This window comes from Hymenobacter cheonanensis (assembly GCF_030581075.1).
In the GTDB taxonomy this organism is placed as follows: Bacteria; Bacteroidota; Bacteroidia; order Cytophagales; family Hymenobacteraceae; genus Hymenobacter.
The window spans coordinates 305786-320560 of the sequence record NZ_JAUQSW010000001.1 but is presented as its reverse complement, the minus strand read 5'-3'; the positions used below and the strand labels follow the sequence as shown (position 1 = coordinate 320560).

The following is a 14775-nucleotide window of genomic DNA, read 5'->3' as shown; positions in this document are numbered from 1 at the left end:
TGAAAATCCAAACACGCTCTAAGCTCTACACTAAGGCTGATAAAAGCTTGTTCGTCCAGCTGGCGTACTTACGTGCAACCGACTTCGGCTACCCCCGAAGTGCCTTTTACTAGCTCGGAAGTACCTTTTGCCAGCTCAGAGCTACTAAAAAGTACTTCCGAATTGCTTTTTTCTATCTTCGAGGTACCTTTTCCTATCTCCGAGCCACCTCTTTCTATCCCGGAGGTGCCTTTTCCTGCCTCCGGGCTACCAGCGCCAGCCTAGCAGCAGCCCGGCGTAGTAGTTGCGGCCCGGTGCCGGCTGAAAGTAGCGCCCGCCAAAGGCATTCAAATCGTTGCCGAGGCTGTAGCGGCGGTCGGCGGCATTCTCGATGCCCCCGTATAGGTCGGCTTCGAGCCGCCCGGCCAGGGTACGGCGCCAGCCGGCCCGGCCGCCCAGCACCCAGTAGCCGGTCGCGTAGTCGGTATTAGCATCGTTGAGCGGGAGCGCGGCCTGGTGCCCCACGGTAGGGCTGAAGTAGAACCCGAGCTGCTGGCTGAAATCGAGCCCTGCACTAAGGGTGTGCGGCGCCGTGCCCGTGAGCTGGTTGCCGCCGTACTGCTGGCCGGTGGCCGATTCGTAGCTGCCAAACCGGAAGCGATTATAGGCGTAGCTGGCCCAGGCCCGCAGGCCCGCCGGCGGGCTAGCCGCGTTGGCCGGCGCGGCGGGCTGCCAGAGGTAGCCGCTGGCCGCCACCTCGGCCCCGCGCTGGTGGGTGTCGCCGGCATTGGCGAAAAGCTGGATGCCCTGCGCATCGGAGCGCGACACGATGGTGTTGCGCAGCTCCAGGTCAAACACGGCCACGTCGAACGTGAGCCGGCCGCCCAGCAGCGTGCCCCGGCTGCCCACCTCGTAGCTGGTGCCGCGCTCGGCCTGCAAATCCTGGCTGATGGTGCCATCCGACGGCCGCAGCTCGGCCTCGGTGGGCGGCGAGAAGCCGGTGCTCACGCTGGCGTAGGCCGAGACATTGGCGGAAATTTCTTTGAGCAAGGCCAGCCGGGGCGATACCTGGGGCTGAAAATCGCGCGCCACGCCGTAGCCCGCCGGGTTGGCGGCGGCCGACGAGATGCGCGCAATCTGGTAGCGCAGGCGGTTGTAGCTAGCCCCCGCCGTGAGCAGCAGGCCGGCCGGCAGCTCGTAGTCGGCCTGCGCAAAAACGAAGCCCGTGCGGGTCGTTATCTCATCGTCGTAGCGCAGCGTGGTGGGCGCGCCGCCCACGTTGAGGTAGCTGCGCGAATCGGTAAACGAGGCCTGAAACTCGCCGCCGCCCTGCACCCGCAGCGGGCGCCCGGCCACGGTGCCCCGGTAGTGCAGCGCTGCCCGGCCGCCGCCGCCCAGGATGGCATCGCGCTCCCAGTCCACGAGGTAGGGCGTGGCTACGTGGGTGCTGCGGCCATACACCGTGGCCACGGTGCGCCACTTATCCGAAAACCGATATTCGTGCGTGAGTCCCAGCAGTCCGGTTTGCGAAGCGTAGCTGGCCTGCTGGGCCACCGTGCCGGGGCTGGCTGCCGTGCCGGGCCGTGCCTGGCGCGGGTCCTGCTCGTACTGGGCCCGCGTGAGGCCGCCCGGCAGCTGGTAGTACAAGTCGGTGTAGAGCGCGTGCACGGCCAGCGTCTGGCGGTCGGAGGGCGAGGTTTGGCCATCTAGTACGAATACGTTGCGGCGCAGGGCGCTCTGCTGGCGGTAGCCGTGCAGCTGCTGGTGAGCGTACTGCGCGCGCCAATAGTCGCCGTTGGCCTGGCTAGCCTCGGCCGTGGCCACAAAGCGCCGCAGCCCATACGAGCCCACCGAGTAGCCCACCTGGGCGCGGGCCTGGCCGGGCGCGGGCCGGCGGTTTTCGAGGCGCACCACGCCGCCCGTGCCCGCCCCGTACACGCTGCCCGCCGGCCCCTTCAGCACCTCGATGCGGCCTAGCTGCGCGGGGTCCAGAATGTTGAGCGGGCTCGTGCCATTAGCTTCCGTGAAGGGAATATCGAAGTAGTACAGCTTCACGTTGCGCACCCCGAAGGGCGAGCGCAACGTGCTGCCCCGCACGCTGATGCGGTAGCTGCCGGTGGCCCGCTCCTCCAGCCGCACGCCGGGCAGCGTATTCACGGCCGAGGCCAGCGAGTTTTCATTAAAGCGCTGAATAATAGTATTGTCGAGCACGCTTACGCCGGCCGCCGTGCGGCGCAGCGGCAGCCGCTGGCCGTAGCCTACCACGGTGGCGCCGGGCAGGGCATGGGCGTTGAGGGTATCGGTGGGGCTAGGGGCCTGCTGGGCCGCCAGGCGCAGGGCGGGCACCAGCAGCAGGGTAGCCAGCGGGTAGCGAAGGGGCATGAAGGCGGAGGGAAGTTGCTACGCCAAACGGCCAGGGTAGGCCAGGGGTTTATGGGTAAAACGCAGCATCTAGCCAACAGCACCATAACTGGCCGGGTATTCAGCCGCGCGCATGCCTCACTTTAATACTCCCAATCACTTCTATCGGGGTACATGCGCTCGAGCTTAAACTCAGCAAAGGAATTGAAAAAAATCATCTTGGGGAAAGATAGGTTCTGCTCTTGCCTGCCCGACCAAGTGAGATGCACCAAGGCAAAAGGGCTAGTAAACGCAGCCGATTCACGGACGGAAAATAGCACATCATCCGTAGTGCCCAGTCTGCATAAAGCGGAGAACTGGGCGCCAACCACTACTGAGCTGCTGCCGGCCGAAGCTAAAGGACTCTTAAATATATTACCCCACTCGCGGCCGAATTCGGCTTCCAGCGCTAGCTTTTGCGCAATAGTTAGCGCTTCCCAGGGCTCTTCTACAAAGGTGCGTGGCGGGTCAAAGGAGATGAAATCCTCCAATATTTCAGCGGCTATTCCGGCGAGGTAAACTTGTATAGGCTCATTGGGAAATTTCACATTATCATCAAAGCTATAGCCGCCCATTGGGAAAAGAAAGTAACCGTTTTCGAGTTGGACGTTAAGCGCTAATGCCTGCCAAGCAGTGTAATCGGGCGATGTGTTCGCATTAAATTCCCAAACAGTTTTTTGTACGCTGCGATAGTAATCCACAGTCGGAATAAACTCGCCATAAACGCCGCCCATTGCCGCATCGCCGGGTCGCAGGTCGGTGTGGCCTATTAAAGTCTGATTGGAGTAAATAGACGCTTTCATTGCCGAAATACAAAAGCAGCGATACAAAAGCTACGCAGTTGCGCGGCATCCGCTGATGCCGATAAATGTAGCTGCTGCTGGCGGGCTTCACTACTGCCCAAGCCCAAATCGCCACAGAATTGCCCGGTAATTTTGGGGCTTGCCAGTAGGTACAATCCATGTCGTTTGTTGAAAGAATACCCGGGCCGCTGGCCCTGGCGCTGCTGCTAGGCGCGCCCGCACTGGCCCAGGCCCAAACCGGCGCCGTGCGCGGCACGCTGCTCGATGCTGCCACCGGCCAGCCTATTCCCTTTGCCTCGGTAGTGGTGCTACACCTGCCTGACTCCACCGTCGTGGCCGATGCCCAGACCACCGAGGCCGGCGCCTTCGCGCTGGAGAAACTGCGGCTAGGGCCCTACGTGCTGCGGGCCAACGTGCTGGGCTACCGCGTGGGCCGGCGGGCCCTGAGCCTGACCACCGCCGCGCCCGTGGCCCAGCTCGGCACCCTGCGCCTGCGCCCGGCCGCCACCCAGCTTACCGAAGTGGTGGTGCAGGGCGAGCGCCCGCCCGTCACCACCGACCTAGACAAGCGCGTGGTGAACGTGGCCAAGGACCTGACCGCCGTGGGCGGCACCGCCACCGACGTGCTCCAGAACGTGCCCTCGGTGGCCGTAGACCAGACCGGCGCCATCAGCCTGCGGGGCAAGAGCGGCGTTACCATCTTCATCGACGGCAAGCCCACCGGGGCGGCTGGCGGCGGGGGCAGCACCAGCCTCGACCAGATTCCGGCCAGCAGCATCGACCGGATTGAGGTGATTACCAACCCCTCGGCGCGCTACGACGCGGCCGGCTCGGCGGGTATTATCAACATCATTCTCAAGAAAAACCAGCGCGATGGGCTCAATGGCGTGGCTTCGGGCGGGGTGGGCACGCGCAATAAATACAATACTTCGCTCACCCTTAACTATCGCAGGGGCAAGCTGAACGTGTTTGGCTCCTACGATTTTCGGCACGACCAGCGCTTCACTCAGGGCAGCCTCGACCAGACCACCACCGGCCCGGTGCTGGACCCCGCCACCGGCCAGCCCACCGCCGATGCCCACACCCTGTACCTGCGCCAGACCCGCGACGGGCTAGCCCTCCAAACCTCGCACGCCGTGCGCGTGGGCCTGGAGTATGCCCTGCCCCATGACCAGACCCTGACGCTGGCCGCGCAGCCGCGCTTCAACAGCACCCAGGCCGACGAAACCATCGTGTCGCGCCAGCAAGACCAGACGCTCGGCCAGCCCGTGTATGTGGGCACCTCCGACCGCCAGAATACCAGCCTGGGCCACAACAACTCGGCCGATTTTACCCTCGACTACCGCCGCCTGTGGCCCGCCCGGCCCGGCCGCGAGCTTACGGCCGGCGCCGTGTACACGCCCTTGTATGCCGATAATGCCCTGGCCGCCGACCTGCGCTACCCCGGCGATGGGGCGCGGGCTAGCCAGCAGCAGGATTTTCATACCTACCTGCACCAGGGCGCCGCGCAGGTCGATTTTACGCAGCCGCTAGGGGAGAAAGGGCGCTTCGAAACCGGGGCCAAGAGCACCTGGCAGCAGTCAGACAACCGCTACGAGTTTAGCAGCACCGCCACCAGCGCCAGTCCGGCGCTGGCGCAGCAGTCGGTTTTTCTGTACCAGGAATACGTGCAGGCGCTCTACGCCAGCCTGGGGGGCGAGCGCGGCAAGCTGCGCTACCAGGCCGGCCTGCGCCTGGAGCAGACGAACACCCACGGCCAGCAGCAGCAAACGGGCGCCGAGTTTCGCCGCAGCTACCTCAACCTGTTTCCGAGCGGCACGCTAGCCTACGACCTGGCCCACGAGCAGCAGGTGCAGCTCAGCTACTCGCGCCGGGTGCAGCGCCCCAACCAGGGCGAACTCAATCCCTTCCTCGACCGCGCCGACCCGCTAAACCTGCGTGCCGGCAACCCCGCCCTGCTGCCCGAATACGTGGGCCAGGTCGAGCTAGGCTACCAGAAGGGCTTTGAAAACAAGGCCTCGGTAGCCGCCACCGGCTTTTATAGCCTGGAAACCCAGACCATTACCAGCTACCGCCAGGTCATCGCCGACCCGCTCACCGGCAACCAGGTCACGAGCACCAGCCGCCTCAATATCGGCCAGGAAACCAACTACGGCCTTGAGCTAGTGGGCGCCCTGCCCCTGGCCGCGTGGTGGAAAATCAGCGGCTCGGCCTCGGCCTTTCGGCGCATTGTGCGCACCAGTGCCCTAGCTAACTCTGATTTTACCAACAGCAGCCTCGTGGGCACGGCCCGCCTCAACGCCACGTTTACGCCCGTTAAAAAGCTCGATGTGCAGGTGTCGCTCAACTACCGCTCGCCCGTAGCCACGGCCCAGGGCCGCCGCCTCACCTCCTTCAATACCGACCTGGCGGCCAAGTATTCCTTCCTGCCCCAAGACCGCGGCACGCTCACGCTGCGCGTGTCGGACGTGTTCAACACGCTGCAATTCAACTTCATCGCCTACGGCCCTGGCCTCGATGCCACCAGCTACAACAAGCGCGAGTCGCGCGTGGCCTTCCTCAATTTCAGCTACCGCTTCGGCCGCGATGGCGAAGCCGCCAAGTCCAGGCGCAAAGAGGAGAAGGAGGACGCTGGCCGGGGCTTCGACTAGAATAGGAAACCAGCTTAGCTTGTTATTTAGAAAAATTCTAAAAAGACTTGGTGCGACCGAAGGGAGCCTGTACATTTGCCGCTGTTTAGAAGATTTCTAAATAGAGTACAGGCTTCACTAGCCCGGCGCTTGCCGGGCAGTGGGGCTGCCTAAAGCCCGGCACTGGCAACCTGCGAGATAATAACGGCGAGTATAGCTTTGTGGTGAGGCTATTCGGCGCGGGTGGCTGGTGTCGGCACTAGGTGGTGTTCATTTTTCATCCCTGCCTTATGTCGCGCTGCCTTCATCATAACACGCTGGGCTGCATTGCCCAGTGCCCAGGCCGGTGCTGCCTGCACCTGTATTTCGGTAATGTGGGCCTGCGCCTGCTGCCCCACGAGCTAGGCCAGTGGCGCACTACCGTGGCCGGGTGCTGCGCCCACCACGCGCTCCAAACGCTGGATGCCACCGAGCGCTGCCTGAGCCTGCCGGGGCCGGTGGCTAGCCAGGTATTCCTGTTCTCGCTCGAAGAGCTTTTTCTGCTGCACGACCTGCTGGTGAGCGCCGCGCTTTTGCTGGAAGTCGAAACGATTCTGGCGCGGCCCGTCAGCCGTTGAATAGCTTTCGGGCGGCCTGAAGCCCTAGTAGCGGCAGTCGGTCCAGTGCACGAGCTGGCCCTGGAAAGGCAGGGGCTGACCAGCGAAAAAAGCCAGCAGCTCGGCAAAGTTGGCAAAGCCATCGGCCTGAGCCAGAGCCAGCGCCTCGGCCGGGACTAGCGGGCGGCCGTCTACCAGTATTTCGTTGGCTGTTAATTCAATAGTCTGTACCAGGCGTATCGGCTTTGGGGGCCAGAACTCGTATTGGTCGGGCTGCCCGGCGCGGGCGCAGAACTGCGCTACCTGGCCCGCTTGCCAGCGCTGGCCCGCCCGAATGGTGTGCACCTTGGTGCCCGCCACGATAAGCGGAATGAAGGACTCATTGAACCCCAGTATCATGCCTGGGCCGGGATGTGCACCGTGCCGGCGCGCTCGCGCAGCGGTCGGCCCTGCCGCCCGCTGTGCTGCGCCTGAATCTCGGCCACGATGGCCAGGGCAATTTCTTCCGGTGTTTCGCTGCCCAGGTCGAGGCCGATGGGGCTGTGCAGGCGCTCGCGCAGCTGCTGCACCTGGGCGGCCGGAAAAGCATCCAGCTCGTCGAGCAGGCGCTGGGCCTTGAGGCGCGGGCCCAGCAGGCCCACGTAAGGTGCGGGCGAGGCGAGCAGCGTTTGCAGCGCGGCCAGGTCGTAGGCGTAGTTGTGGCTGAGCAGCACGTGGTAGGCCAGCGGGTCGGGCGTCTGGGTTTCCAGCTCGGCCACGGGTACGATGCACACGGCGGCGGCCTCCGGAAAGCGCAGGGCCGTAGCCAGATTGGGCCGGCCATCGACCACCGTAATGTGCCAGCCCAGCGAAGCGGCCAGGTGCACCAGCGGCTGGGCATCGTTGCCGGCGCCGTACACCACCAGGCGCAGGGGCGGCATCAGTACTTCGAGCGAGGCGCGCACTTGGCCCGCATCGGTATCAATGGTTAACACCCGGGGCTGGCCTAGCGCTAGGGTAGCGCGCGCGGCTTCGGCCAGCGGGGCAGCCAGCAGCGGCGTGCCGCGTACCAGGCCGGCTTCGGATAGCAGCACGCGCTGGCCCACGGCGGCTTTCAGGCCGCTGGCATCGGTTTCGAACACGGTGGCCAGCACGGCCGGGGCGGGGTGCTGGGCAAAGCCGCGCAGCAGCTCCAGCGGGTTGTCGGGGTTGGCGAAGTCGAGCGGCTCCAGCAAGATGCGCACTACGCCCTGGCAGCCGGGGCCCAGCCCGTGGCGCGGGTCGTCCTCGTCGCGGGTGTCGTAGGTAACGAGCGCTGGCTCGCCCCGAAAAATGGCCCGCCGCGCCCGCTGCCGGGCATCGCCCTCCAGGCAGCCGCCGCTGATGGCGCCGGTAAGCTGGCCGTCTTCGGTTACGAGCATCCGGGCGCCGGGGCGGCGGTAGGCCGAGCCAATGACCTCGACCACCGTGGCGAGGGCGCAGGGGCGGCTAGCGGCGCGGTGCTGGTCGTAGGCCAGAAAAAGGCGTTGGAGTTCGGTCATTAGAAGGAGGGCTAAACAGCCCCGGCAATACGCCCGGCAGTAGCACGGGGTTATAGGAACCGGCCACCCGGGAGCAAGGTTCTGGAAACGGGGCGCGCTGCTAGCCCTCAGCAGTACCTTGGCGCCCATGAGCACGGCTATTCCCGTTTATCAGCTAGCTGCCCTGGCCGAGCGGCCGACGCGGCCGGCCGCGTTTTACTTTTTGGGCCCCAATTCGCCGCCGGCCCACCTGCCCATTCACCTGCCGTACCGCAGCGATTACTACAAAATCGGCCTCTGCCTGCGGGGCAGCGCGCGCCTGCAAGTCAACCTCGAAACCTACGAAATCGGGCCCGGTTCGCTTATTGTGCTCTCGCCGTATGTCATCAAGCAGTGGCCCGTTATCTCGGCCGATTTCGACTCGCTCAGCATCTTCTTCACCCAGGAGTTCGTCTCGGCCCACGGCGGCCTCAACCTCGCTGCCTTTTCGTTTTTTGAGCGCGACGCCCGGCACGTTTTTCAGCTAGGCCCGGCGCAGGCCGCGCAGATTGGCGCGCTGCTGCGGGCCATCGAGCAGAAATGCGAAGCGCCGCACGCCTACCAAACGGAGATTGTGCGCAGCCTCATCCACATTCTGCTGCACGAGACGGCTCCCATCTACAGCTCGCAAGCCGTGGCCGCGCAAAGCCTCCAAACGCGCAGCCAACTTATTGTGGCCGAGTTCAAGAAGCTGGTAAGTACGCACTACGCCACCGAGCGCAGCCTGGCGTTTTATGCCAACCGGCTGTGCATCACGCCCAAGCACCTGGCCGAAACCGTGCGCGAAGCCACCGGCAAGCGGGCCCCCGAGTGGCTGGCCGAGGCCGTGCTGCTCGAAGCCACCGTGCTGCTGCAAAACCCGGCCCTCACCATCGCCCAAATTGCCGATACGCTGCACTTTGCCGACCAATCGGCCTTCGGCCGGTTTTTCCGCAAAAGCGTGGGCGTGTCGCCGGCCGCCTACCGGCAGCGCTAGGGCCTGGCGTAGTGCTTGCCGCACTTTGGCCCAATATTCCCGCCGTTTGGCCCTAGTACGCAGCGGCCGGCGGCCGGAGCTTTGCAGCATGAAAATTATCCTCACAGGTTCGCTCGGCAACATCAGCCAGCCGCTGGCTGCCGAGTTGGTGCGCCGGGGCCAGGCCGTCACAGTTATCAGCAGCAAGGCAGAGAAGCAGCCCGCCATCGAAGCGCTAGGGGCCACGGCCGCCATTGGCTCGGTCGAAGACGCCGACTTCCTCACGGCCACCTTCGCCGGCGCCGACGCGGTGTATCTGATGGTGCCGCCCAGCTTTCAGGAGCCCGATTCGCGGGCGTATCACCAGCGCATTGGCCACCACTATGCGCGGGCCATGCGGCAGGCGGGCGTGCGGCGCGTGGTGCAGCTCAGCAGCTGGGGCGCGCACCTGGCGGCGGGCACCGGCGGCATCCTGGGCTCGCACGATGTGGAAATTATTTTGCGCGAGGTGCCGGGCCTGGCCCTCACGCAGTTGCGCCCCACGTCGTTCTACACCAATATGTACAGCTTCGTGGGCATGATAAAGGGCGCCGGCATCATCGGCGTTAACTACGCGGGCACCACGCGAGTGGCCTTCGTGCACCCCCTGGACATTGCCGCCGCGGCCGCCGAGGAGCTGACCAAGCCGTTTGCCGGGGCTAGCCAAACGGTGCGCTACGTGGCCAGCGACGAGCGCACGGCCGACGAAGTAGCGCACGTGCTAGGTGCCGCCATCGGCCGCCCCGACCTGCGCTGGGTAGCCTTCACCGACGCGCAAATGCAGGCTAACCTGGTAAGCCACGGCCTACCCGCCGCCCGCGCCGGCGAAATCGTGGACATCTATACCAGCATCGGCAGCGGCGCGCTTGGGGAAGATTACGAGCTGCACAAGCCCGCGCTGGGCCGGGTGAAGCTCGAAGACTTCGCCAAAGAGTTTGCGGCGGCTTTTTGAGGCAGCGGCCCAACTGCCTGGTTTTTGGGAAGAACTACCCGGCGCTACCTTGCGCCATGCAACCCCAACGAGTTGACCCGCCGGAAGCGCTACGGAATGCCATCAAGGAGCTGTGGTACAATCGGATAGATTTTGACGGCCTGCCGGCTGGGTTTGAGGTGCTGCCGGATGGCTACGCGGAAATTATTTTCTATTTCGGCAGTCCTTGCAGCATAGCTACCCCGGCTGGCTTGCAGCCCTTGCCCTCACCGTTTTTGATGGGGCTGCTGGGCCAGCCGGTGGTGCTGCACGCGCAAAGCCAGCTAGAAATCATTGGTATTAAGTGTTATCCGTGGGCGGTGTTCGAGCTGCTCGGCCTGCCGCCCGGCAAAGGCGAGGTGCACCACTTGGCGCACGCACTTGCCCAGCTGCAAGCGCCGCTGGCGGCGTGCGTGCAGGCGGGGCGGCTAGCCGAGGCGCTGACGCAGGTAGTCCACTATTTCCTGGCTGCCCAGCCGGGGCCGGCCAGCAACCAACTGCTCGCCAAAGCGGGCGGAGCCATGCAGGCCGCCAAGGGTACCCTGCCGGTGAGACAGGTAGCGGCCGCCGCGCACGCCACGGTGCGCACCCTGGAAAGGCAATTCAAAGAGTCGTCGGGCCATACCGTGAAAGACGTATCGGGGCTGATGCGCTTTGAGCAGGTCCGCAACCACTTATGGCTGCAGCCCGAGGCCAACCTGGCCGGCCTGGCGCAGGAATTGGGCTACACCGACCAGTCGCACCTTAGCCGCGAGTTTAAGCGCTACAGCGGCACCACGCCCGCCGCCTTCGCCCGCAAAGCCCGGCGCGGCAAGCTGGCGCTGCCTCGCAATTTTGTCGCGTTTGTACAAGCCTGACGCCGGTGCTCAGCGGAGCTTTGTGTTGTGCTTATCCACTCAGGAAAGCAACCTTAGCCAGTATGGAATCCGCTCAAAATCAATCTTCTTACGACGTAATTATTGCCGGGGCCGGGCCGGTCGGGCTGTTCCTGGCCTGCGAGCTGGCGCTAGCCCGCTGCACCGTGCTGGTGCTAGAAAAGGCCGCTAGCCCCCACTCACCCCTGAAACAGCTGCCGTTCGGAATGCGGGGCCTCAACGCGCTTTCGGTGGAAGCCCTCTACCGCCGGGGGCTGCTGCCAGAATTGGAAGTACCCAAACGCCTGCTATTTCCCCACGCCGCCGCAGCTGCCGGGCCCGGCAAGAAGCCGCAGGCGGGCGGGCATTTCGCGGGCATTCAATTGCCGGCCGATAAGATTGACTTCTCGCAGTGGCCCTATCGCCTGCCTAGAAATACTGAAAATCAGATGATTGCCGAGATGGCGGAGCTGGAAATGGTGCTTGCCCGCCGCGCCGAAGCGCTAGGGGTAACCATCCGGCGCGGACTGGCCATTGCGGGCTTTCAGCAAACTGCTGCTGAGGTTGTTGTTCAAACCGATGAATACGCTTTCGCGGGCAAATGGCTGGTGGGCTGCGACGGCAGCCGAAGCGTGGTGCGCAAGCTGGGCGGGTTCGACTTTGCCGGCACGGAGCCGGAGTTCACCGGCTACACGGCCCTGGTGGACCTGGCCGACCCGGAGAAGCTGAAGCCCGGCCGCAACGTAACCGCCACCGGCATGTATATGCAGTCGCAGCCCGGCTACCTGATACTCCAGGATTTTGATGGCGGCGCCTTTCACCAATCTCAAAAGCCCGTCACGCTGGAGCACCTGCAGGCCATAACCCGCCGCATCACGGGCACCGACGTAACTATCCGGGCCCTCAAGCTCGCCACCACCTGGACCGACCGCGCCCGGCAGGCTACCACCTACCGCCACGGCCGGGTGCTGCTGGCCGGCGATGCCGCGCACATTCATGCGCCGCTGGGCGGCCAGGGCCTGAACCTGGGCCTGGGCGATGCCCTGAACCTGGGCTGGAAGCTCGCCGCCACCATCCACGGGCTAGCCCCGGCCGGCTTGCTCGATAGCTACTATGCTGAGCGCTACCCCCTTGGGGCGCAGGTGCTGGACTGGTCGCGCGCCCAGGTAGCCACCATGAGCCCTAGCCCCCAGGGCCGGGCGCTGCACGCCATCATCCGCGACCTGATGGATACGCGTGACGGGGCCACCTACTTTGCCGGCCGCATTTGGGGCATCAACACCCACTACGACCTCGGCGGTACCCACCCGCTGGTGGGCCGCAGCGTGCCAAATTTCGAGTTTGAAGACGGCACAACTATCGGCGACCTTCTGCACGACGGCCACGGCATACTGCTCGATTTTGCCGGAGATGCTTCTCTCAAAATGTGGGCAAGCACCTACGGCGACCAGCTGAAGTATGTAACCGGCCACGCCCAAGAGCAGCTAGGCCTGCGCGCCCTGCTGATACGCCCCGACGGCTTTGTAGCCTGGGCCACCGACCACGAGCCCGACACCAGCGAGCTACAGCAGGCTGCCGTCCAATGGTTTAGCGAGAGCCGCGTTTATTCCCCGGTTGAATAGCGCTGTCATTCTTTTCACTGCGGCTTATGCCTAAAAAAGCCCCCTAACACTGCGTTAGGGGGCTTTTTAACTGCTATGGCTACTTGCGCACCTGGAGGTGCGGCCGCTGCTACAGCAACTTATCAAGCGTCAGCGGCAGGCTGCGGATGCGCTTGCCGGTGGCGTGGTACACGGCATTGGCAATGGCGGCGGCCACGCCGAGCATCCCGATTTCACCCACGCCTTTCACCCCTAGCGGGTTCACGTGGTCGTCTTCCTCCTCCACAAAAATCACGTCGATTTTGTGGATGTCGGCGTTCACGGGCACGTGGTACTCGGCATAGTTGTGGTTCATGTAGCGGCCCACGTTGTTGTCGAGGTACGCCTCTTCCATGAGCGCCATGCTGATGCCCCACACCGTGCCGCCCAGCACTTGGCTGCGGGCAGTTTTGGGGTTGAGGATGCGGCCGGCGGCCACGGCGTTCACCACGCGCGTTACGTGAATGGTGCCCAGGTCCTCGTCCACTTTTACCTCCACAAACGCCGCGTTGTGCGAGTGCATGGAGTATTTCAGCATGTTAATCGGGTTGGGCTTGGCATCCGACTCAGCCTCCACGGCGGCCTCGCCGCTGGCGACCAGAATATCCTTGATGGCTACCGACCGGGTAATGTCCTCGTTGGCGCGGATGTAGCCGTCGGCAAACTGGGCGTCCGCAAAGTCAACGCCTTTGAGGGGCGAGTCGTCCATCTTCTGGGCTAGCTTGAGCAGCTTTTTACCCACCTCCTGGCACACGGCCTGCACGGCCGAGCCCACCGAGGCCGCCGTCCAGGAGCCACCTTGGATGGGGGCTTCGGGCAGGTTGGTATCACCCAGCACGAAGGTTACTTGCTCCAGGGGCAGGCCCAGAGTCTGGGCGGCTACCTGCGTCATAATAACGTAGGTGCCAGCACCTTGGTCATTGGTAGCGCTGTGCACGGTCAGCTTGCCATCGGCCGTAAGGCTGGCTTTGGCCGCCGCTTTCTGCATTGAGGCATCCCAGCAGCCCGAGCCCAGGCCCCAGCCTACCAGCATGTTGCCCTCGCGCATCGAGCGGGGCTCGGGGTTGCGTTTCTCCCAGCCAAAGCGCTTGGCGCCCTCGTGGTAGCAGTCAATCAAGCGCTTGCTGCTGAAGGGCTTATTCTCGGTAGGGTCGGAGTACGTGTAGTTGAGCAGGCGAAATTCCAGCGGGTCGATGCCCGCCTTGTTGGCTAGCTCATCAATGGCGCACTCGATGGCAAACGAGCCGGTAGCCGCGCCAGGGGCACGCATGTCGGCCGGGGTGTCCACATCAATTTTAGCCAGTTCATAGGCAAACTTGGAGTTGTCGGCTTTGTAGAGAATGCCCGACCAGTTTACCACCGTTTCAGTTTCATCCTCAAACTGCGACGTTTCGGCAAAGGCATTATGCTCAATAGATTGCAGGTAGCCCTGGTCGTCCGAAGACAGCTTGATATCCTGAATAGTGTGCGGCCGGTGCCCCATGCTGAACATCTGCTGGCGCGTCATCGACACGCGCACCGAGTGCTTTAGCTCTAGCGCCGCCGCCACGGCCATAAACACCTGGTGCTGGGGCCGCAGGCCCGCGCCAAAGCCACCGCCCGTAAACTTGGAAACAACGCGCGCCTCTTCCTTGCTCAGGCTGAATACCTTGCGCAGGTACTGCTGCACGTTGGGCGCGCCCTGCGTCTTGTCGTAGATGTTCATCTTCTTGCCATCGCCCAGCCATTCCACGGTGGTGGCAAACATTTCCATCGGGTTGTGGTGCTGCGCGTGGTGCGTGTACTCGCCCTCTATTTTGTGCGGCGCGGCTTTGAAAGCCTTTTCGGCATCGCCCTTGGGCTTAGGAGGGGGCAGAAAGCCAGTTTTGCCCTTGGGTGCATCAAAGCCTTTTCCCGCGGCGCGGGCTTTGTCGAGGTCGGTGTTGAAATCCTCATCTACTTCGTACTCAATGCGCAGGATAGAAGCGGCGTAGCGGGCTAGCTCAAAGGTTTCGGCCACTACCAGCGCCACCGGCTGCTGGCTGAACATGATTTCGGGCTCGTGCAGCGGGCGGAAGGGCGAGCCGCCGGGGGCCACCTGGTCTTTGTAGCTGCGGTCGAACCAGGCGAAGGTCGGCACATTTTCGTGCGAGAACACCTGCTTCACGCCGGGCAGGGCTAGCACGGCCGAGGCGTCAATTTTCGTGATTTTGCCCTTCGTAATGGGGCTGTCCACGATGTAGCCGTACCACAGGTCGGGCACGTTGTACTCGGCCGCGTACTTAGCGGCGCCCGATACTTTGGCCGCACCTTCGGGGCGGCTGATGGGCCGGCCAATCACGTCGCTATCGAGGCGCACGGTAGGCGGGGTGGCAATAGTCTGGCTCATACT

General features: G+C 63.9%; 11 protein-coding genes. 6 read left to right on the top strand and 5 right to left on the bottom strand.

Features of this window, described 5'->3' with window-relative positions:
* Positions 1-246 precede the first annotated feature (246 nt).
* A complete protein-coding gene (locus Q5H89_RS01405) occupies positions 247-2361 on the bottom strand; it encodes a TonB-dependent receptor family protein (protein WP_305017499.1) in 2115 nt (704 codons plus the stop codon).
* Between the two features lie 122 nt (positions 2362-2483).
* Positions 2484-3182 carry a hypothetical protein gene (locus Q5H89_RS01400; protein WP_305017498.1) on the bottom strand — a complete coding sequence of 233 codons (699 nt, stop codon included), beginning with the start codon at positions 3180-3182 and terminating at the stop codon, positions 2484-2486.
* Between the two features lie 158 nt (positions 3183-3340).
* Between Q5H89_RS01400 and Q5H89_RS01395 the strand changes: the two genes are divergently transcribed.
* Positions 3341-5833, top strand: a complete 2493-nt coding sequence (locus Q5H89_RS01395; RefSeq protein WP_305017497.1) for an outer membrane beta-barrel protein — start codon at positions 3341-3343, stop codon at positions 5831-5833.
* 269 nt (positions 5834-6102) lie between these two features.
* The gene (locus Q5H89_RS01390; RefSeq protein WP_305017496.1) at positions 6103-6429 is read left to right on the top strand and encodes a hypothetical protein; all 327 of its coding nucleotides are present in this window, start codon (positions 6103-6105) and stop codon (positions 6427-6429) included.
* A 24-nt stretch (positions 6430-6453) separates the two neighbouring features.
* Here the strand turns inward: Q5H89_RS01390 and Q5H89_RS01385 are convergent, their stop codons facing one another.
* Both Q5H89_RS01385 and Q5H89_RS01380 read right to left on the bottom strand, forming a co-directional pair.
* A complete protein-coding gene (locus Q5H89_RS01385) occupies positions 6454-6807 on the bottom strand; it encodes an ASCH domain-containing protein (protein ID WP_305017495.1) in 354 nt (117 codons plus the stop codon).
* The gene (locus Q5H89_RS01380; protein WP_305017494.1) at positions 6804-7928 is read right to left on the bottom strand and encodes an XdhC family protein; all 1125 of its coding nucleotides are present in this window, start codon (positions 7926-7928) and stop codon (positions 6804-6806) included. The genes Q5H89_RS01385 and Q5H89_RS01380 overlap by 4 nt, the downstream gene beginning before the upstream one ends.
* A 127-nt stretch (positions 7929-8055) precedes the next feature.
* Here Q5H89_RS01380 and Q5H89_RS01375 point away from each other — a divergent pair, with 127 nt between their 5' ends.
* The 4 genes from Q5H89_RS01375 (at position 8056) to Q5H89_RS01360 (ending at position 12386) form a co-directional block, all read left to right on the top strand.
* The gene (locus Q5H89_RS01375) at positions 8056-8922 is read left to right on the top strand and encodes an AraC family transcriptional regulator (protein ID WP_305017493.1); all 867 of its coding nucleotides are present in this window, start codon (positions 8056-8058) and stop codon (positions 8920-8922) included.
* Positions 8923-9010: 88 nt separating this feature from the next.
* The gene (locus tag Q5H89_RS01370) at positions 9011-9892 is read left to right on the top strand and encodes an NAD(P)H-binding protein (RefSeq protein ID WP_305017492.1); all 882 of its coding nucleotides are present in this window, start codon (positions 9011-9013) and stop codon (positions 9890-9892) included.
* Positions 9893-9948: 56 nt separating this feature from the next.
* Positions 9949-10767, top strand: coding sequence for a helix-turn-helix domain-containing protein (locus Q5H89_RS01365; RefSeq protein ID WP_305017491.1), 819 nt, complete (start codon positions 9949-9951; stop codon positions 10765-10767).
* 62 nt (positions 10768-10829) lie between these two features.
* Entirely contained in the window at positions 10830-12386 is a 1557-nt protein-coding gene (locus tag Q5H89_RS01360) for an FAD-dependent monooxygenase (protein WP_305017490.1), read from the top strand.
* A 109-nt stretch (positions 12387-12495) separates the two neighbouring features.
* On the opposite strand, the gene Q5H89_RS01355 is transcribed toward Q5H89_RS01360, so the two are convergent.
* Entirely contained in the window at positions 12496-14772 is a 2277-nt protein-coding gene (locus tag Q5H89_RS01355) for a xanthine dehydrogenase family protein molybdopterin-binding subunit (RefSeq protein WP_305017489.1), read from the bottom strand.
* Positions 14773-14775 lie beyond the last annotated feature (3 nt).